Source organism: Microbacterium sp. UBA837, assembly GCF_002296025.1.
Lineage (GTDB): Bacteria > Actinomycetota > Actinomycetes > Actinomycetales > Microbacteriaceae > Microbacterium.
Genome location: NZ_DBHD01000175.1, coordinates 1 through 17,405 on the forward strand (window position 1 = coordinate 1; position 17,405 = coordinate 17,405).

At 67.4% G+C, this 17,405-nt stretch carries 17 protein-coding genes; 12 read left to right on the plus strand and 5 right to left on the minus strand.

The window, feature by feature from the left end; translation table 11 throughout:
- Nucleotides 1-144: 144 nt before the first annotated feature.
- From rpmH to B3587_RS12345, 9 genes are all read left to right on the plus strand, one after another.
- Nucleotides 145-282: a 50S ribosomal protein L34 gene (gene rpmH, locus B3587_RS12305; RefSeq protein WP_193597422.1), complete on the plus strand. Its 138-nt coding sequence runs from the start codon at nucleotides 145-147 to the stop codon at nucleotides 280-282.
- 7 nt (nucleotides 283-289) lie between these two features.
- Nucleotides 290-625 (plus strand): ribonuclease P protein component, encoded by a 336-nt coding sequence (gene rnpA / locus B3587_RS12310; protein WP_292729084.1) that lies wholly within the window; start codon nucleotides 290-292, stop codon nucleotides 623-625.
- Complete coding sequence (gene yidD, locus B3587_RS12315; protein WP_228179208.1) at nucleotides 622-972, plus strand: membrane protein insertion efficiency factor YidD; 351 nt, start codon at nucleotides 622-624, stop codon at nucleotides 970-972. Before rnpA ends, yidD begins: the two co-directional genes overlap by 4 nt.
- 6 nt (nucleotides 973-978) lie before the next feature.
- The gene (yidC, locus tag B3587_RS12320) at nucleotides 979-2,136 is read left to right on the plus strand and encodes a membrane protein insertase YidC (RefSeq protein WP_375236743.1); all 1,158 of its coding nucleotides are present in this window, start codon (nucleotides 979-981) and stop codon (nucleotides 2,134-2,136) included.
- 16 nt (nucleotides 2,137-2,152) lie between these two features.
- A complete protein-coding gene (locus B3587_RS12325; RefSeq protein WP_292729090.1) occupies nucleotides 2,153-2,665 on the plus strand; it encodes a protein jag in 513 nt (170 codons plus the stop codon).
- Nucleotides 2,666-2,689: 24 nt separating this feature from the next.
- A complete protein-coding gene (rsmG, locus tag B3587_RS12330; RefSeq protein ID WP_228179205.1) occupies nucleotides 2,690-3,316 on the plus strand; it encodes a 16S rRNA (guanine(527)-N(7))-methyltransferase RsmG in 627 nt (208 codons plus the stop codon).
- A gap of 129 nt (nucleotides 3,317-3,445) precedes the next feature.
- The gene (locus B3587_RS12335; protein ID WP_292729093.1) at nucleotides 3,446-4,414 is read left to right on the plus strand and encodes a ParA family protein; all 969 of its coding nucleotides are present in this window, start codon (nucleotides 3,446-3,448) and stop codon (nucleotides 4,412-4,414) included.
- A complete protein-coding gene (locus tag B3587_RS12340; RefSeq protein WP_228179204.1) occupies nucleotides 4,414-5,343 on the plus strand; it encodes a ParB/RepB/Spo0J family partition protein in 930 nt (309 codons plus the stop codon). The genes B3587_RS12335 and B3587_RS12340 overlap by 1 nt, the downstream gene beginning before the upstream one ends.
- 48 nt (nucleotides 5,344-5,391) lie before the next feature.
- Nucleotides 5,392-5,730, plus strand: a complete 339-nt coding sequence (locus B3587_RS12345; RefSeq protein WP_292729097.1) for a tryptophan synthase subunit alpha — start codon at nucleotides 5,392-5,394, stop codon at nucleotides 5,728-5,730.
- Nucleotides 5,731-5,839: 109 nt separating this feature from the next.
- On the opposite strand, the gene trxA is transcribed toward B3587_RS12345, so the two are convergent.
- The 4 genes from trxA to B3587_RS12365 all read right to left on the minus strand — a co-directional run bounded on the left by trxA (nucleotide 5,840) and on the right by B3587_RS12365 (nucleotide 11,110).
- Nucleotides 5,840-6,163, minus strand: coding sequence for a thioredoxin (trxA, locus tag B3587_RS12350; RefSeq protein WP_228179202.1), 324 nt, complete (start codon nucleotides 6,161-6,163; stop codon nucleotides 5,840-5,842).
- Nucleotides 6,164-6,238: 75 nt separating this feature from the next.
- The gene (gene trxB / locus B3587_RS12355; protein ID WP_292729101.1) at nucleotides 6,239-7,222 is read right to left on the minus strand and encodes a thioredoxin-disulfide reductase; all 984 of its coding nucleotides are present in this window, start codon (nucleotides 7,220-7,222) and stop codon (nucleotides 6,239-6,241) included.
- A 106-nt stretch (nucleotides 7,223-7,328) separates the two neighbouring features.
- Nucleotides 7,329-8,927, minus strand: coding sequence for a murein biosynthesis integral membrane protein MurJ (gene murJ / locus B3587_RS12360; RefSeq protein WP_292729104.1), 1,599 nt, complete (start codon nucleotides 8,925-8,927; stop codon nucleotides 7,329-7,331).
- Nucleotides 8,924-11,110 carry a DUF6049 family protein gene (locus B3587_RS12365; protein WP_292729106.1) on the minus strand — a complete coding sequence of 729 codons (2,187 nt, stop codon included), beginning with the start codon at nucleotides 11,108-11,110 and terminating at the stop codon, nucleotides 8,924-8,926. The genes murJ and B3587_RS12365 overlap by 4 nt, the downstream gene beginning before the upstream one ends.
- 105 nt (nucleotides 11,111-11,215) lie before the next feature.
- Between B3587_RS12365 and B3587_RS12370 the strand changes: the two genes are divergently transcribed.
- Nucleotides 11,216-12,760 (plus strand): class I SAM-dependent methyltransferase, encoded by a 1,545-nt coding sequence (locus B3587_RS12370; RefSeq protein WP_292729173.1) that lies wholly within the window; start codon nucleotides 11,216-11,218, stop codon nucleotides 12,758-12,760.
- 325 nt (nucleotides 12,761-13,085) lie between these two features.
- The gene (locus tag B3587_RS12375) at nucleotides 13,086-14,528 is read left to right on the plus strand and encodes a CCA tRNA nucleotidyltransferase (protein WP_292729108.1); all 1,443 of its coding nucleotides are present in this window, start codon (nucleotides 13,086-13,088) and stop codon (nucleotides 14,526-14,528) included.
- A gap of 222 nt (nucleotides 14,529-14,750) precedes the next feature.
- Here B3587_RS12375 and cofD read toward each other — a convergent pair whose 3' ends face one another.
- The gene (gene cofD / locus B3587_RS12380) at nucleotides 14,751-15,743 is read right to left on the minus strand and encodes a 2-phospho-L-lactate transferase (protein WP_228179197.1); all 993 of its coding nucleotides are present in this window, start codon (nucleotides 15,741-15,743) and stop codon (nucleotides 14,751-14,753) included.
- Between the two features lie 106 nt (nucleotides 15,744-15,849).
- Between cofD and B3587_RS12385 the strand changes: the two genes are divergently transcribed.
- Nucleotides 15,850-17,214 carry a GAF domain-containing protein gene (locus B3587_RS12385; RefSeq protein ID WP_292729111.1) on the plus strand — a complete coding sequence of 455 codons (1,365 nt, stop codon included), beginning with the start codon at nucleotides 15,850-15,852 and terminating at the stop codon, nucleotides 17,212-17,214.
- Nucleotides 17,215-17,405 lie beyond the last annotated feature (191 nt).

The following is a 17,405-nucleotide window of genomic DNA, read 5'->3' on the forward strand; positions in this document are numbered from 1 at the left end:
ACCTTTTACATGAGTCAAGTCGTCGGTTTGAGTTCGGGAGCTTCGCGACGTACCCTTAGTCGGTTGACTTGTGCCCTCGCGGCCGTCCCCGATTCATCGTCCCGGTGTGAGCATCCCGGCGACACCACATCCGGAAGTGATCTCATGAGCAAGCGTACGTTCCAGCCCAACAACCGCCGCCGCGCCAAGAAGCACGGCTTCCGCGCCCGCATGCGCACCCGCGCCGGCCGTGCCATCCTCTCGGCTCGCCGCGCCAAGGGTCGCAGCGAACTCTCGGCCTGACCTCACAGTGCTTGCGCGCGCCCACCGGATCACCCGGGGCGCGGACTATCGTTCCGTCGTCCGCCGGGGTCGGCGGTGTGTGGCTGCGCACCTCATGAGCTATACGACGGTTTCGGTGGATGCCGGGCCGTCTCGGTTCGGCTTCATCGTCAGTAAGCAGGTCGGCTCTGCGGTCACGCGCAACACTGTGCGTCGACGGCTGAAGGCGATCAGTGCCGGCCTCGTCGATGAGGTCCGCCCGGGGTCCCAGGTCGTCATCCGCGCATTGCCCGCCGCGGCTGACGCACCGTACGACGTTCTCGCCAGCGAGCTCAAGCGCTGTCTCACGGGAGAGCGTCGATGAGTCAGCTGCCCTCGTACGCTCTCGGCCACGCGCACCTCGATTCCGCCGACGTGGCTCGGGCTGTTCCCCTTGTTCCTCGCAACGCCGTGCTTGCGCTGTTGCACGGATACCGTGCGACGATCTCCCACCTTTACGGCGACGTGTGCCGGTACTATCCCTCGTGCTCGGCCTATGCCGTCGGCGCTGTACAACAGCACGGCGCTCTCAAGGGAGCAGCCCTCGCGGCGGCACGGCTGAGTCGATGCCATCCGTGGGCGAAGGGTGGCGTCGATGACGTTCCACCCCACGAGCACTTCCCCTTCGATCTCACCCGGCACGGGTTCGTCGTGCCACGCAGAAAGGACTGATCCTTGCTGGATCTCCTCGCCAATGCGACCCCCTCTCCGTCGCCCACCGCGGCGGCCGGCGGCGGCTTCGATCTGTTCGGCATCATCCTGTGGCCACTGAAGTGGGTAGTCGAACTCATCCTCGTCGCGTGGCACTGGCTCTTCACCGCGATCGGACTGCCTCCGGCCGAGGGCATCACCTGGGTCTTGGCGATCGTCGGCCTCGTCGTCGTCGTGCGTGCCGCACTCATCCCGCTGTTCGTCAAGCAGATCAAGTCGCAGCGCAAGATGATGGAGATCGCTCCCGAGCTCCGCAAGATCCAGGACAAGTACCGCGGCAAGAAGGATCAGCTCTCTCGCGAGGCCATGAGCCGCGAGACGATGGCGTTGTACAAGAAGCACGGGACGAGCCCCGTTTCCGGGTGCCTTCCGCTGCTCGTGCAGATGCCGGTGTTCTTCTCGCTGTACTCCGTGCTCAGCAGCGTCAAGGTCAACGCCGAACTCGGTCTCGGTGGTGTCGGCGTGCTCGGCCCGGAGCTCACCAAGCAGTTCTACGACGCCTCCCTCTTCGGAGTTGCGTCCCTGCACGAGACCCTCATCGACGCCTGGAACACCGGCAACACGCCTGCCGTGATGATCCTCGTCGTGCTCGTCATCCTGATGATCGCCTCGCAGTTCTTCACGCAGCTCCAGATCATCTCCAAGAACCTCTCCCCCGAGGCCAAGACCGGCCAGGCCTACCAGATGCAGCGCATCATGCTGTGGGTCCTGCCGTTCGCGTTCGTCTTCTCGGGTGTCTTCTTCCCGCTGGGTGTCGTGCTCTACTGGTTCACCAGCAACATCTGGACGATGGTTCAGCAGTTCATCGTCATCCGTGAGATGCCGACCCCGGGCTCCGAGGCGGCGAAGCAGCGCGAGGAGCGACTGGCTCGCAAGGGCAAGGCGATCGACTCCAGCGGCAAGGTCGTGCCGATGGACAAGTACTTGGCCGAGCAGCAGCGACTGCTGGAAGAGGCTGAGAAGGCGAAGGCTCAGGCTCCGAAGCGTGAGCAGCCGATGAGTAAGCAGCGCGCGAAGAAGCAGGGTAACCGCTCCGCTGGCGGCGCCACCTCTCGGCCACAGAATCCGCGCCCCACGGGCCGTGCAGCGGAGGGCCCATCACCCTCACCGGAATCGAACAAGTAGGAACAAGAGGGTGGAGATGACAACGACCCCCGGCACCGCTTCGTCTCGCGCAGAGGCGACGATCGAAGACCTGGAGCAGGAAGGCGACGTAGCCGCCGACTTCCTTGAAGGACTCCTCGACATCGCGGACATCGATGGCGACCTCGCCCTGGACGTTCGCAACGGTCGCGCGTACGTCTCTATCGAGCAGGACGGCGGTGAGGGAGCGGCAGATCTGGGTGCTCTAGCCGACCCGACGACCGTCCAGGCGCTCCAGGAACTTACGCGCATTGCTGTGCAGAACCGTACCGGGCGCTTCTCGCGCCTGATCCTGGACATCGGCGGTTCTCGCGACACGCGTCAGCGAGAGCTCGATGCCCTCGTGGATCGTGCTGTCGCTCGGCTGGACGAGGGTGCGTCGCAGGCCTCGCTCCCCCCGATGTCGAGCTACGAGCGCAAGCTCATCCACGACCTTGTTGCCGAGCGTGGCCTTGTCTCCGAGTCGTACGGCGAGGGCGCCGATCGACACACCGTGATCCGCCGCGCCTGAGTGCGCGTTTCACGTGAAACATCGATGACCACTCTTGAGGCCGAACCCGCCGCAGCGGCTGCCCTGTTCGGTGAGCGGATCGACCTTGCCCGTGAGTTCACGGCGGCTTTGGCCGAGCAGGGCGAGACCCGAGGACTCATCGGTCCCCTGGAGCTTCCGCGACTGTGGACGCGGCACATTCTGAATAGTGCGATCGCTGCCCCCCTCTTCGATGGGCGCGCTGCTGACATCGGCTCGGGGGCGGGCCTCCCGGGAATCGTCCTGGCTATCGCCCGACCCGACGTCACGTGGACGTTGGTCGAGCCGATGGAGCGGCGCGTCGCCTGGTTGACGGAGCAAGCCGACGCTTTGGGTCTCGGCAACGTCACCGTGGTTCGTGCTCGTGCGGAGGAATGGGCGCCCGAGGCATCCGTCGATGTCGTCACTGCGCGTGCTGTGAGTGCGCTTCGCACGCTGATTCCCATGACGGCTCCGCTGGTTCGTCCCGGAGGAAGGCTCATGCTCTTCAAGGGGCGAGGTGCCGAGGCGGAGATCGAAGCCGCCCAGAAGCAGATCCGTCGATTCGGACTCACCGACGTCGGGGTACTCACTCTCGGAGAGGGCGTTCTCGACGAGACAACCCGTGTCGTTCACGCTACCGTCGGTGGCTGAGCCGCTCGAGGCAGTCATGAGTGCGGCAGCATGTTTCACGTGGAACGGTGAGCCATCGGATCGACCCCGGGCCGGGTCGGAAGCCGCACGTAGAGTAGAGAAGCCCTTGACCCGATCGGAGCGTTTCACGTGAAACACGACGAGGATCCCGCGACGGACTCGTTCTACGACACCCCCTTGGCACGCGAGCTCGCAGACCTCACCGCCCGTCGTCGGGCCCTTGACGCGATCCCGCTGGAGTACGCGGGTCGACGACGGATCTTCACGGTGTCGAATCAGAAGGGCGGCGTAGGTAAGACAACGTCGACCGTCAACCTCGCAGCGGCATTCGCGCACATGGGTGCCCGGGTGCTGGTCGTCGACTTGGACCCCCAGGGCAATGCATCCACGGCGCTCAGCATCCCGCACAACGCGGAGACCCCGAGCGTGTACGACGTTCTGGTCGAGGAGCGACCGCTGTCCCAGGTCGTCCAGCAGAGTCCCGAGTCCCCCCGGTTGTTCTGTGCACCGAGCACGATCCATCTGGCTGGCGCCGAGATCGAGCTCGTTTCGCTCGTTGCTCGCGAACGACGGCTGCGTACCGCGCTGGAGAAGTACCTGTCGAAGAAGGGCGCGGATATCGACATCGTGCTCATCGACTGTCCGCCCTCGCTCGGCCTGCTCACGATCAACGCCTTCACCGCCGCAGACGAAGTACTCATTCCGATCCAGTGTGAGTACTACGCGCTCGAGGGGCTCAGCCAGCTGATGGGGACGGTGTCGATGATTCAGAAGCATCTGAATCCCACACTGACGCTCTCGACGATTCTTCTCACCATGTACGACGGGCGTACCCGCCTCTCGCAGCAGGTTGCTGACGAAGTCCGCGCGCACTTCCCGAACCAGGTGCTCACCACCGTCATCCCCCGTTCGGTGCGCATCTCCGAGGCCCCGAGCTTCGGGCAGACTGTGATCGCCTACGATGGTCAGTCGGTCGGGGCGGTGGCCTATCGCGAGGCGGCAGTGGAGATCGTCCGACGGGATCACCGTGCGGATAGCGCGGATGTCGACGCCGAGGGTTCAGCCCCGGATCGCGACGCTGAGGAAAGGGACGAGTGATGGCCAAGCGAACGGGACTCGGTCGAGGAATCGGCGCTCTCATCCCTACCGCCGATCAGGGCGAGAGTCGGCCGGTAGACGTGTTCTTCCCGGAGGCGCCTCCCGCGGAGGATCTCGTCACGGTACCGGGAGCCCGGCTGATCCACATCGACCCGAACACGATAGTTCCCAATCCGCGCCAGCCCCGCACGAACTTCGACCCTGACGAACTCGCGGAGCTCGTCCACAGTGTGCGCGAGTTCGGTGTGCTCCAGCCCGTCGTGGTCCGCGATCGCGGTGACGGGACCTATGAGCTCATCATGGGCGAGCGACGCACTCGGGCTTCCCGGGAGGCGGGACTCGACTCGATCCCAGCGATCGTCCGCGACACTGCAGACGAGCATCTCCTGCGGGACGCTCTGCTGGAGAATCTGCACCGCTCACAGCTGAATCCGCTGGAAGAGGCGTCGGCCTACCAGCAGTTGCTCGAGGACTTCGGCATCACGCAGGAGGAGCTCGCGGGACGCATAGGTCGCTCCAGGCCCCAGATCAGCAACACGATCCGCCTACTCAAGCTGCCGATCCCCGTGCAGCAGCGCGTGGCAGCCGGGGTCATCAGCGCCGGACACGCGCGCGCCATCTTGTCGGTCGAGGGAGATGACGCCATGGCGCGTCTCGCTGACAAGATCGTGAACGAAGACCTGTCGGTCCGTGAGGCTGAAGCTGCAGCGAAGGGCGCGGCATCCGCTGGCCGTAAGCCTGCGAAGCCTCAGGCTGGGGGCCGCCGCGGTCACCTCGACGAGTTGGCTGAGAGGCTCGGTGATCGCCTCGACACTCGGGTGAAGATCACACTCGCTGCAAAAAAAGGCCAGATCAGCATAGACTTCGCAAGTATTCAGGACCTCAACCGCATTCTTGCCGAGCTCGGTGTCGAGGGCTTCGGTTCCTGATCATTCACATCCGGGCGACGTAGCCTCAGAGCGACGTACGCTGGAGTAATGACGCGCGAGAATTCGGCCCCGACTCGTCGGGCGAGTGTCGAGCTGCTGCGCGCCGAAGCGGCTGATGAACTGTCGGTTCTGGTCGAGGAGCGGTTGCGCGCGGGCGAAGATCCCTGGGAGTTCATGGACGATCTCCCCACCGTGGATGAACTCGTCGTTCTGATGCTGCGTGCCGAGAACATCCTCACCACCGGCTTGCCCTCAACCGGCATCCGTCACTACCGGGTGCTCCGGCAGATCGCGCTGGACTACCCGCCGCTCACCCGTGCGGTGTGGCGGCTTCTCGGCTCCGCGCGCCACCGCACGTGGGATTCCCTGCTTCCCGACGTTCCGTGAGGCGATCCGTCAGCGCGACCCCGCGCGGAAGACGCACACCGCGCAAGGCCCAGAAATGACGGATGCCGCGGACCCTGAGGGAACCGCGGCATCCTGTGGGAACGAAGGGTCAGCCGATGAACTCGGCGAGATCCTGTTCCAGTGCGTACTTGGGCTTTGCACCAATGATCGTCGTCTTGACCTCGCCGCCCTGGAAGACCTTCATGGCGGGGATCGAGGTGATCTGATACTTCATCGCGAGGTCGGGGTTCTCGTCGACGTTGAGCTTGAGGATCGTGATCTTGTCGGGGTGCTCGGCCTGGATTTCATCCAGCACCGGGGCGACCATGCGACACGGGCCGCACCAGGCTGCCCAGAAGTCGACAAGAACGGGGCCTTCGGCCTGCAGGACATCCTGGTCCCACGTCGCCGAGGTCGTAGCTGAGGCACTCATGTGTTCTCCTTCGTCAAAACGTTCAGTTATGAAAACGCGTCAGGGGGCGCGATTGTTCCGATGCGTGCGCGGCGCTCAGGCCAATGCCTCGGAGGGGACGTCGACGGGCTCGTCAGGGAGGGGGTCGGTGGCGTCTTCGAGAAGAGCGGCGAGGTAGTGCTCCACATCCAGAGCTGCGACGGCGCCGGAGCCCGCGGCGGTGACAGCCTGTCGGTACGTCGGGTCGATGACATCGCCGGCGGCGAAAACGCCGGGGACCGACGTGCGCGACGACCGACCTTCGAGCTGGATCGTGCCGTCCTCGGTGAGTTCGAGCACGCCGTGAACGAGGTGCGTGCGCGGGTCGTGACCGATCGCCACGAAGATCCCGTCGAGCGCGAGCTCCGAGGTCTCGCCGGAGACGGTGTTACGCAGCGTCGCGCCAGTCACCTGGTCCCCGCCGCTGATGTCGATGATCTCGCTGTTCAAGATGAACTCGATCTTCTCGTTGGCGAACGCACGATCCTGCATGATCTTGGACGCACGAAGCTCGTCGCGACGGTGAATGATGTAGACCTTCGAGGCGAACTTGGTCAGGAACGTCGCCTCCTCCATCGCCGAGTCGCCCCCGCCCACGACCGCGATGACGCGCTCGCGGAAGAAGAACCCGTCGCAGGTGGCGCAGTAGGAAACGCCGCGACCCGAGAAGGTCTTCTCGCCCTCGATGCCGAGCTTGCGCGGGGCGGAACCTGTCGCGAAGATCACGGCGTGAGCGTCGTGGGTCGCGCCCGACCCAAGGGTGACGGACTTCACTGCACCGTCGAGCGACACGGAAACGACGTCGTCATAGACGATCTCGGAGCCGAATTTTTCCGCCTGGGCCTGCATTTTTGCCATCAGGTCGGGACCCATGATGCCGTCGGGAAAGCCGGGGAAGTTCTCCACCTCGGTGGTGTTCATGAGCTCGCCACCGGCTTCCACCGAGCTGGCGATAACGAGCGGCTGGTGCCCACCCCGGGCCGCATAGATAGCTGCGGTGTACCCGGCAGGACCGGACCCGATGATGATGACATTGCGCATGAGCGACCCTTCGTTGCGGTTCCGGATGCTTCAACACATGCTATCCGCGCGGCATTCCCCGGGCCTGGTTGCCCGCAGTGTCATTCACGGCTCAGTCGAGCGACGTTCACCGCCGAGAGATGATCCGCCGGACGGTCTGCCATGCCGTCGTGAGCTCGGGAACGCGCAGCAGGGCGAGGATGCCGACGTAGACCGCCAGGGCGACGATGCCGATCAGAGCAGAGCCGAGTGCGCCGGTGACCTGGTTCTCGAGCATCCAGCTGGTTTCAGCGCCGGACAGGAGGTACACGCCCCAGCCGACGAGACCCGCGGGAACAGCAGCTGCGGCAAACAGGGCAAGGGACGGCATCCATCGCCGGATTCCGATGCGAGACAGACGCCGACGCAGAAACCAGGTGGCCAGGGAGAGCTGGACGCACACGGCGAGGGACTGACCGAGCGCGATGCCGGCGGTGACGAATGCTGTCGGCAGGTTCAGTGCGAGCACCGCCGTGATCATGACGATGCTCGCCTGCACGAGGGTGAAGAAGAACGGGGTTCGCGTGTCGTTGTAGGCGTAGAAGACGCGTCCGATGATGAACAGGACGGTCTGGGGGATGAGCCCGACGAGGAAAGCCAGCAGCACCCACGACGCATCCACGGCGTAGTCCGGAGTGGTGGTGAAGATTCGGGAGGCCGGTACTGCGGCGGCGGCGAGGACCGCGGTGGAGATCACCATGAACAGGCCGAGAAGACGGATGCTGCGCGCGATGTCGGTGCGGACCTCTTCGTCTCGGCCAGCGGCGGCATGCTCGCTCAGCTGTGTGAAGTAGGGGGTGCCGATCGACAGGACGAACACCGAGAAGGGCAGCATGTACAGCAGCCACGCGTTCGCGGCGACGGTGGCGGCGGGCGCGTCACCAGACACGACCGACATGATCTGGCTCTGCACGATCCCGGCGATCTGCCCGACGATCACCATGAGGAAGGTCCAGCCGGCGAGGCGACCGATGTTGCGAAGACCCACGCCCCGCCACGCGAAGTCGGGGCGCAGATGCAATCCGGCTCGCACCCAGAAGACCATGAGCACTGCTGCCTGCACGACGATGCCGAGGGTGGCGGTTCCGGCGAGCAGCGCAATCATCGTCGGTGTCCAGTCGGATACCTCGGTGACCGGGCCGCCGAAGATCACGATGAAGGCGCCGAATCCCGCGATCGAGATGACGTTGTTGGCGATCGGGGCCCAGGTGAACGGGCCGTACACCCTCCGGGCGTTCAGGATTTCGCCGAGCAGCGCGTAGAGCCCGTAGAACAGCAGCTGCGGGATGCACCAGTACGCGAATGCGGTAGCCAGCGCGAACTGGGAGGGCGTGAACTGCGACGCATACAGCTGCACGAGGAGGGGAGCCGCGACCGTGCCAATGGCGGTGGTCACAACCAGGGCGACGGTGCCGAGGGTGAACAGTTTCGAGATGAAGGCGCGGCCGCCGTCGGCGTGCGCGGCAGCTTGCACGATCTGCGGCACGACGACCGCGGTCAGCAGGCCCGTCGAGATGATCGCGTAGAGGTTGTTCGGTAGCTGATTCGCGATCGTGAAGGCGTCAGCGGCGCGGCTCCCCACGGAGCCGACGGCCGCGACGAGCACCATCGAACGCAGGAACCCGGTGAGCCGCGACACCAGCGTGCCGGCGGCGATGAGGGTGCTTGCACGCCCGATCGAACTCACGACTGCTCCTTCGGCGCGGTGCTGTCGGCATCCGTCGCGGTGTCGGCGCCCGCGGTGTCGGTTGCTGCGGTCTCAGGGCCCCCGCTCTCGGGGCGGCGACGAATGCGACGGACGGTTCGAATCGCGCCGATAGCGAGGAACGCCGCCGCAAGGACCGACAGGATGACGAGCCCGATCGTCTCCCAGTCGGCGCGCACGTTCACTTCCAGCGACTGGTCGGTGCCGATACGGACGCCGGTGGGGCTGGTCAGTGACAGATCCACCTCGACGGTGCCGCTGCCAACCCGCGCCTTCACGGGGAGCGAGGCGCGCGTGCTCTGTTGCGGTCCGATCTCGACCTCGCTGCTTTCGGTGACCTCGAGTCGCAGGTCATCGCTGCGGGCGTGCAGGGTGACGGTCACGGGATAGGGCAGGTCATTCTTGATGCCCACGGGGATCTCGGCGTCGGCGGCGACCAGCTGGATCGGGCTCGGCGGCAGGATCGCAACCGACGAGAGGGTAGCCCGCGTGGCCTCGGCATGCGCGTCGAGGGCGTCGGCCCACGCGGCATCCTGCCCCGTCCAGCCGAGACTCAGGAGCTGCAGGATCTCGGCGCGCTCGGCACCCGTCAGCAGTGACGGCTCCGCGATGACACTGGCGAAGGACTCGATGCGCTGCTCACCGTCCAGCAGCGTCGGAACGACCTCGATCCGCGTCGTGGCGAGGGGTTGGTCGGTGATGGTCACCTCCCTCGATTCGCTGCTGATCAGAGCGGCGAGTCCCAGCGGCCGTGCGCCCGGGAGGGCCTGAGCCGCGTCGATGGCAGCACGCAGCGCGACGGCACTGCGCGTCGGGTTGCGGTCGAGGGCAACCACCGTCGCGCTTCCCGTCACGGGGAGCGCCTCAAGGGCGGATGCCTCGGCGAGGGCTGCCGCGCGGTCAAGCGCATCGGCGCTCACGGCAGCCGTCGAGAGCACGGCGCTCACGTCGGCATCGGCGACGAGCAGGCCTGCATCGCCGGCGCGAGCATGCGCCGCAGGCGACGGGGCTGCGATGGCTGTCGTGTCGGTGAGTGTCAGTGCCCCGCCTGCGCCGAGTGCGGCCACGACCTCGGCAGTGACAGCGTCGGGCCACCAGATGTCGGTTGTGGCGCCGACGTCCAGGAGCTCGTCGAGCGTGGGGAGCCCGGACTCGTCATCCGTGTCGGATTCGGAAGGCGTCGCGGTGGCGGTGGGGGTCGGCTCGGGATCGTTGCCCGAGAAGCCGGCCGGGTCGATGTAGGCGGCAAGCGAGGTCGGTGCCAGCGGCGGCACAACCCCGGCGGCGACCTGGGCCGAGGGGTCGGCGTCGCCGAACTGCAGCGCGAACCGGTCGTTGGGGAGCGCCTCGAAGCGTGCGAGCCAGTCTCGAGCGGTCGCCGGGGCGGTGGTGCCGAGGGCCCGGATCGCGGCAAGGATCGCGGGGTCGACCGCGAGGATCGCGTCAGTTCCCTGAACACCGGTGAGCACCGCGGTCAGTGCGCCGTCCTCAGCGGTCAGTGATGCCAGGTCGTCGGCGCTGAGCAGGCCTCGGCCCGTCGGTGGGGCAGTGATCGGCACGATGACCGCGACATCCGAGGCCGCCCCGGTGGGCACGACGAAGACTGACGCAGCCCGCAGGGTGCGCCCCGCCACCGTGACGTTCGCGAGCACGGGGTAGACGCCGGGGGTGCGGTCGGTGAGCACCGGGTCGGTTGCGGGGACGCGCACGATGGCGCTCGTGCGCTCGCCGGCCGCAGCCGGGTCGAGCGACGCGGTGCCGACGATCGTCGGGGTGCGCTCGGTCAGGGGGGAGGCGAGCCAGTCACCGACGTCGGTCCTGGTGGTCAGGGGTTCGGTGCCGATCGCGACGGTCACCTGCGTCGCGGCTAGCGGCGTGGATCCTGCGGTGAGGCCGATCGAGAGGGCGAGCGAGTCGCCGGGTGAAACAACACCGCCAGAGAGGGGAGCCGCTACGAGTTGCGGATCAACGGCGGTTGCCGTCGGGGTCGGCGTTGCTGCGGCAGCGGCTGGCGTGGCATCCGTCGCGAGCCCGCCGGCTGCAAAGAGCACCCCGATCGCGACAGTTGCCGAGAGGCGGCGGACGAGTCCGCTGAGACCGGTGCGGCGGCGCGGCACAGGGTGGCCGGGAGGCGCGGATGCGGGGAGCGGGGTGGGCGCGGTCATGTCGTATCGCGGGACGACCGCTGATCGTGCGGATCCCGCCGGAATTCTACGGTCCGCGCCTCGGAGCATCCCGCAGGCCGTCCGCGCTTGAATGGATCCGTGACGATGCCCCTTCATCCCGACTCCACGACGTGCGCCGCCCTGGCGTCTGACCTGACAGCCGCCGGCTACACGGCCGAGGCCTTGCGGAACGCCTGGGGTTCCGTGGGCGATGCCGCGATCGGGCGCGGTCTGCGGGGGCCGGCCGTCCGTGCGCTCGCGCCACGCGACGACGCTCTTGCAACCCTCGCACGCCTGCTCGGACTCGGGATGCAGCAGCCGGTGAACGCCGTCGACGGTGCACTGCCCCGCACCGGAGCTGCAGGACTCGTCACGCTCGGTCTCGCGATGATCGACGGTGAGACAGTGGTGCCGGCCGCCCTGGTCAGACCGCAGGAGTGGGGCGGCGAGACGGATGCCGATGCTGGCGAGTGGTGGATTGCGAGTGATCTCGACGAAGCGGCCCTCGAGGGAGCGTTGCCGACCGATCATGTGCTCGGGGTTGGTGGGGCGTCGCTGACCCTCGCGGCCCTGCAGCTGCCCACGCCGGCGGGTCGAGTGCTGGACCTCGGCACCGGATGCGGCATCCAGGCCCTTCGCGCGCGCCTCTACGCCGACCAGGTCGTCGCGACCGACATCTCGAGCCGTGCACTGGGGTTCGCGCGCCTGAGCGCCGCACTCAACGGCGCTGACGGCATCGATGTGCGCCACGGCAGCCTCTTCGACCCGGTCGCCGGCGAGCGGTTCGACCGTGTGGTCTCGAATCCGCCGTTTGTCATCACCCCGCGCGGTGCAACCGCCGACGGGGTCTCGGCTCCCGCCTACGAATACCGCGACGGCGGCGCTGTCGGGGATGATCTCGTGCGGCAGGTCGTCACCGGAGTGGCTGATGTGCTCGCGGACGGCGGTATCGCGCAGTTTCTCGGCAATTGGGAGTACCGCGACGGACGCGATGGCCTCGATCGTGTGCGGGAGTGGGTGGCCGCGGCATCCGTGCCGATGGATGCGTGGGTCATCGAACGCGAGATCCTCAGCCCCCTCGACTATGCCCAGCTGTGGGTGCGCGATGGCGGTACGCCGCCGGGCTCACCCGAGTACGCAGCCCTCATCGACCTGTGGCTGCAGGATTTCGAGCAGCGCGGGGTGACCGGCATCGGCTTCGGCTACGTCCTGCTGCGCCGCCCCGGGGCGGGCACGGCTCCCCTGTCGCGTTTCGAGCGCGTGAGCTCGCCCTCCCCGCAGGAGGGGCTGGGCGCGGACCTTGCCCGGGCCCTCGCGGTGCACGATGTGCTGGGAATCCGCGATGACGTCGGGCTCGCGGCATCCGTTTTCACGACCGCCCCTGACGTCACGGAAGCGCGCCATTTCGTGCCCGGCGCTGAGGACCCCACCGTCATCGAGCTGCATCAGGGTCGGGGTTTCGGCCGCACGCTCACGGTCGATCCGGGTCTCGCGGCGCTCGTCGGTGCGTGCGACGGTGACCTCCCAGTCGGAGTGCTCATCGACGCGATAGCCGAGCTGCTCGAGGTGGATGCCGCAGCACTTCGTGCCGACCTGCTGCCGCGGGTCCGCGAACTCGCCTTCCTCGGCTTCCTCGATCCCGTCGCCTAGGTCGCGGCGTTTCCCTTCCGGGAGCCGAGCGGGGCTGTCGCCTGAACCGCGGAGAGGCGCGCGGGCTCGAGCGAGGTATCCGACCGGAAACACCCCGCGGAGCGGATTCCAGGACCGCGCAGTTGGTGTTTGTTTCGTCGAGTTGGTGTTTGTTTCGCCGAGTTGGTGTTTGTTTCGTCGAGTTGGTCTTTGTTTCGCCGAGTTGGTCTTCCTCCGGAGGTGCAACTCGACTGAATGGAGTGCAACTCGGCTGGACGAGGGACAACTCGGCTGGGGGGTTTACGCGCAGCGGAGTCCACGGACCCCCACCGGTAGGCTCGGTCCCATGCTGAACATGGCTGAGGGTGTCGCGCGCCTGGGCGCCCTCGCCACCTCTCCCGTCGTCGCTGCAGTTGCGGCGGCGTTCGAGGAAGCGGGCTTCGAACTCGCGATCGTCGGCGGTCCTGTGCGCGATGCGCTGCTGGGCCGAACCACGCACGATCTCGACTTCACGACGAACGCGCGACCCGACGACATCCTGCGAATTGTTGCGCCGTTGAGCACGGCGCACTGGGACATCGGGCGGGATTTCGGCACGATCGGGGCGCGGATCGCGCTTCCCGGTGGAGGGGCCGAGCAGGTCGAGATCACGACCTATCGGGCCGACAGTTATGACGGGGTTACCCGCAAACCGACTGTCGAATTCGGTGACACGCTCGAAGGTGATCTCGTGCGCCGCGACTTCACTGTCAACGCCATGGCGCTGCGGGTTCCGTCGCAAAAGCTCGTCGATCCTTCCGGCGGAGTCGAGGATCTCCTCGCACAGCGACTGCGAACTCCGGCCGATCCCGCGGTGAGTTTCGGCGACGATCCGCTCCGGATGCTGCGCGCCGCCCGGTTCGCGTCCCAGCTGTCGTTCGACGTCGATTCCGAGACGGTTTCGGCGATGCAGCGGTTGCGCGAGAGCATCCGGATCGTCAGCGCTGAGCGGATCCACGGCGAGCTCGTGCGTCTCATGCAGACCGATGACCCGTTGCGCGGCATCCGTCTGCTTGTCGAGACGGGGCTGATGGAGCAGTTCCTGCCCGAGGTTCCGGCGCTGCGGCTCGAGATCGACGAACACCACCACCACAAGGATGTCTACGAGCACTCGCTGACGGTCGTGCGTCAGGCGATCGAGCTCGAGCACGAGCGGCATCCGGATGCCGAGCCCGACGTGCCGCTGCGGCTTGCTGCGCTGCTGCACGACATCGGCAAGCCCGCTACGCGCCGCCTGGAGCCGGGCGGCGGTGTGACGTTCCACCACCACGACATCAAGGGTGCGCGGATGGCGCGTAAGCGCCTGAAGGAGCTGCGGTTCGATGCGGCGACGATCGACACGATCACGACGCTCATCGAGCTGCACCTGCGGTTCTTCGGGTACGCGGAGGGGGCGTGGACCGACTCCGCGGTGCGGCGATATGTGCGGGATGCCGGCGACGAACTGGAGCGCCTCCACATCCTGACCCGCGCCGATGTCACGACCCGCAACAAGCGCAAGGCAGCGCGTCTGGCATCCGCGTATGACGACATCGAGCGACGGATCGCTGAACTTGCCGCGCAGGAGGAGCTCGACGCGATGCGCCCCGAGCTCGACGGGAACCGGATCCAGGAGGTGCTGGGTATCGGTCCCGGCCGCGAGGTTGGCGAGGCTTACCGGTTCTTGCTTGACCTGCGGCTGGATGAGGGAGTGCTCGGCGAGGCCGAGGCCGAGAAGCGCCTGCGGGACTGGTGGGCGTTCCGGGGCTGATCCCCCGGGCTCACGCCGTCGGTTCGGCGCAACGGCTTCGCTTGCCGCAACACGCCGTGGAGCGTTGGCGCACTGCGCGGTTTGGGGCAAGTGAATCGCTGCGGGACCGGCGCTTGCCCCGCACACTTGTCGCGACACGCCGCGCCTTCGGAGAGGAACACGGCGTGTTGCGGCAAGAGAAGACCGGGCGGGTGAGCTGATCCCCGCAGTGCGGCGCCAGCCTCAGCGCAGGTTCTGCGCGAGCGCGATGGCGTCGCCGGCGAGAGTGGCCGAGGTGTCGGCATCCCGCATCCACAGCGGAACCGCGCGAGACGCGATGCCGTCCGCGGTCAGCCCGGCGACGGATGCCGCGTCTTCTTCGGCGACAAGCCACCCATCGAGCACGCCGCCCGCGTGGCGGGTGCCATAGTGGCGGGCGATGGCGGCGGCATCCGTATCGACTCCGATCGCCGTGAGGCAGGCGTCAGCCATGCCCCGCACGACCCGACCGCCGATGACCGGTGCGACCCCGACGACGGGAGCGGATGCCGCGCGGAGCGCGTCGCGCATCCCCGGGATACCGAGGATCGGCCCGATCGAGACGACGGGGTTCGAGGGCGCGAGAAGAATCACGTCGGCATCCGCGACGGCGTCGAGGGCCTCGCCGGCTGGCCGCGCCCTCTCGATGTCGGCGTTCTCGAACCTCACCGCCGGGATGCTCGCGCGGTGCCGCGTCCACCATTCCTGAAAATGCATACGCTGACCGTCGGCAGTGTGCACGTAGGTATCGATTTCATCCTCGGTCGCCGGAACGAGGGTCGCCCCGAGTTGCCAGCGCGCGCCGAGTCGGCGATAGACCTCTCCGAGCGGCACTCCGCCCCGAAGCCAGGCGGTGCGCGCGATGTGCACACCGAGGTCGAGATCCCCGAGGGTGAACCACTCTGGCGTCACACCCCAGGTTTGGAGTTCTGACGCGACGCGCTCCGTCTCGTCGCGCCGACCCCATCCCCGATCCTGGTCGTTCTGTCCGCTCAGCGAGTACAGCAGAGAGTCATGGTCGGGGGCGATCCGCAGGCCCGCTAGCCACCAGTCGTCTCCGGTGTTCACGACCACGCGGATGTCGTGAGCGTCGTCGTCGGGAAGGCCCTGCGCCGCGGCATCCCGCCGCGCCCACCCGCGCACTCCGCTCACGAAACGAGCCCCGCCGACGCCGCCCGAAAGTACCGTGATCCGCACGCAGCCACGCTACCCGGCGACACCGGCCGCCGCCGCGCCTACACTGGACCGCACCGGCGCGCACAGCCGCCCGCGCCCATCACGATCAGTGCCGATCGGAGTCCCCATGCCCTCGCCGTGGTCCCCCGGGTCGGGTACCACCCCCGACGCCTCGAGGCTGATCATCGAGCGCGCCCGCGAGGAGTTCGTGCTCGGCAACGATACTGATGCGCGGGTCGGCGACGTGCGGGGCGTCGTGCGCGAGAGCTGGCGGCGTTCGCGCGACGGACGTGTGGGCGTCGAGGGTCTTCCCCCGCTCGCCCTGAGCGTCGAAGAACTCGAGCTGCTTCGGGCGCAGCATCCGCTCGGTTCTGTCATGGACATGATCCGGGGACTGCTGATCCCGGGAGCCGCCGAGGAATCGGGGGTGATCGTCGCGATCGGAGATGCCGCGGGACGGCTGCTGTGGGTCGAGGGCGACCGCACGTTGCGATCCCTCACCGGCGATATGGGCTTCGTGCCCGGAGCCGACTGGTCGGAGAAGGCAGTCGGCACGGCGGCGCCGGGAACCGCCCTCGCCCTGGATCGTTCGGTGCAGATCCGCGGCGCCGAGCACTTCAACCGGCTCGTGCAGCCCTGGTCATGTACCGCGGCGCCAGTGCACGACCCCGAGACCCGCCGCCTTCTCGGGGTCATCGACGTGACCGGAGGCGACCCTGCCGCGTCGGCCCAAGCGCAGCTGCTGGTGGATGCGACAGCCCGTGCCGTCGAGGGTGAGCTGCTGCTCTCTCGTCTGCGGGAGCGGGCTTCCGGCCCGCGCGCTGCCGCGGACGGGGTTGAGGTCGACACACCCAAACCCCGGCGGGCCCGGCCGGCTTCGGCATCCGTCGTGGCGACCCTTCGCGTGCTCGGCCGAGACCGCGCCCTGCTCGAGACCCTCTCAGACGGACACCTGCGGGTGAGTGAGCTGACAACGCGGCACGCCGAGATCCTGCTGTGCCTCGCGACCCATCGCCAGGGCGTCTCGGCCGAATCCCTCGGTGAACTCGTGTACGGCGATCCTGATGCGGGAACGACGCTGCGGGCCGAGATGGTTCGGCTGCGCAAGGTTCTCGAGCGGATCGCGCCGTCGCTCGCGCCGGAATCCCGGCCCTACCGGCTCACGGTGCCGCTCGAGACCGATGCGCATCAGCTGCTTTCGCTCCTTGATCGCGGCGCGCACCGGGTTGCGCTCGCGGCTTATCGCGGCGATGTGCTCCCCGACTCGGCGGCCCCCGGCGTCGAGGAGTTCCGCGATACCGTCCGGGTGACCCTGCGCGAAGCGATGCTGGCAGAGGCCAGCCTGGATGTGCTCCTCGCCTTCGCTGACACGGATGCCGGAGCCGACGACGTCGAGGTGCTTCGCCTGTGCCTGTCCATGCTCCCTGCCAGGTCTCCGAAGCGGGCCGGCTTGGTCGCGCGCATCGACCGTCTTGAGCGCGTCGACCCCTGACGCGTTCCCCGCCGAGTTGGTGTTCGTCTTGCCGAGTTGGTGTGCCCAGGTCAGGACAACTCGGCTGGATAAGGGACAACTCGGCTGAATGAAGTGCAACTCGCCTGGGGTGTTTCACGTGCAACGGATGCCGTGAGCCCCGTGCAACGGAATGCAACGTTGCCTCACCTAGCGTCGACCCATCGCGACGA

Bases quoted from the DNA above. Each gene is read 5' to 3' on its own strand.
- rpmH (WP_193597422.1), top strand. From the start codon at position 145: ATGAGCAAGCGTACGTTCCAGCCCAACAACCGCCGCCGCGCCAAGAAG.
- yidD (WP_228179208.1), top strand. From the start codon at position 622: ATGAGTCAGCTGCCCTCGTACGCTCTCGGCCACGCGCACCTCGATTCC.
- B3587_RS12325 (WP_292729090.1), top strand. From the start codon at position 2,153: ATGACAACGACCCCCGGCACCGCTTCGTCTCGCGCAGAGGCGACGATC.
- rsmG (WP_228179205.1), top strand. From the start codon at position 2,690: ATGACCACTCTTGAGGCCGAACCCGCCGCAGCGGCTGCCCTGTTCGGT.
- B3587_RS12340 (WP_228179204.1), top strand. From the start codon at position 4,414: ATGGCCAAGCGAACGGGACTCGGTCGAGGAATCGGCGCTCTCATCCCT.
- B3587_RS12345 (WP_292729097.1), top strand. From the start codon at position 5,392: ATGACGCGCGAGAATTCGGCCCCGACTCGTCGGGCGAGTGTCGAGCTG.
- trxA (WP_228179202.1), bottom strand. From the start codon at position 6,163: ATGAGTGCCTCAGCTACGACCTCGGCGACGTGGGACCAGGATGTCCTG.
- trxB (WP_292729101.1), bottom strand. From the start codon at position 7,222: ATGCGCAATGTCATCATCATCGGGTCCGGTCCTGCCGGGTACACCGCA.
- B3587_RS12365 (WP_292729106.1), bottom strand. From the start codon at position 11,110: ATGACCGCGCCCACCCCGCTCCCCGCATCCGCGCCTCCCGGCCACCCT.
- B3587_RS12370 (WP_292729173.1), top strand. From the start codon at position 11,216: ATGCCCCTTCATCCCGACTCCACGACGTGCGCCGCCCTGGCGTCTGAC.
- B3587_RS12375 (WP_292729108.1), top strand. From the start codon at position 13,086: ATGCTGAACATGGCTGAGGGTGTCGCGCGCCTGGGCGCCCTCGCCACC.
- B3587_RS12385 (WP_292729111.1), top strand. From the start codon at position 15,850: ATGCCCTCGCCGTGGTCCCCCGGGTCGGGTACCACCCCCGACGCCTCG.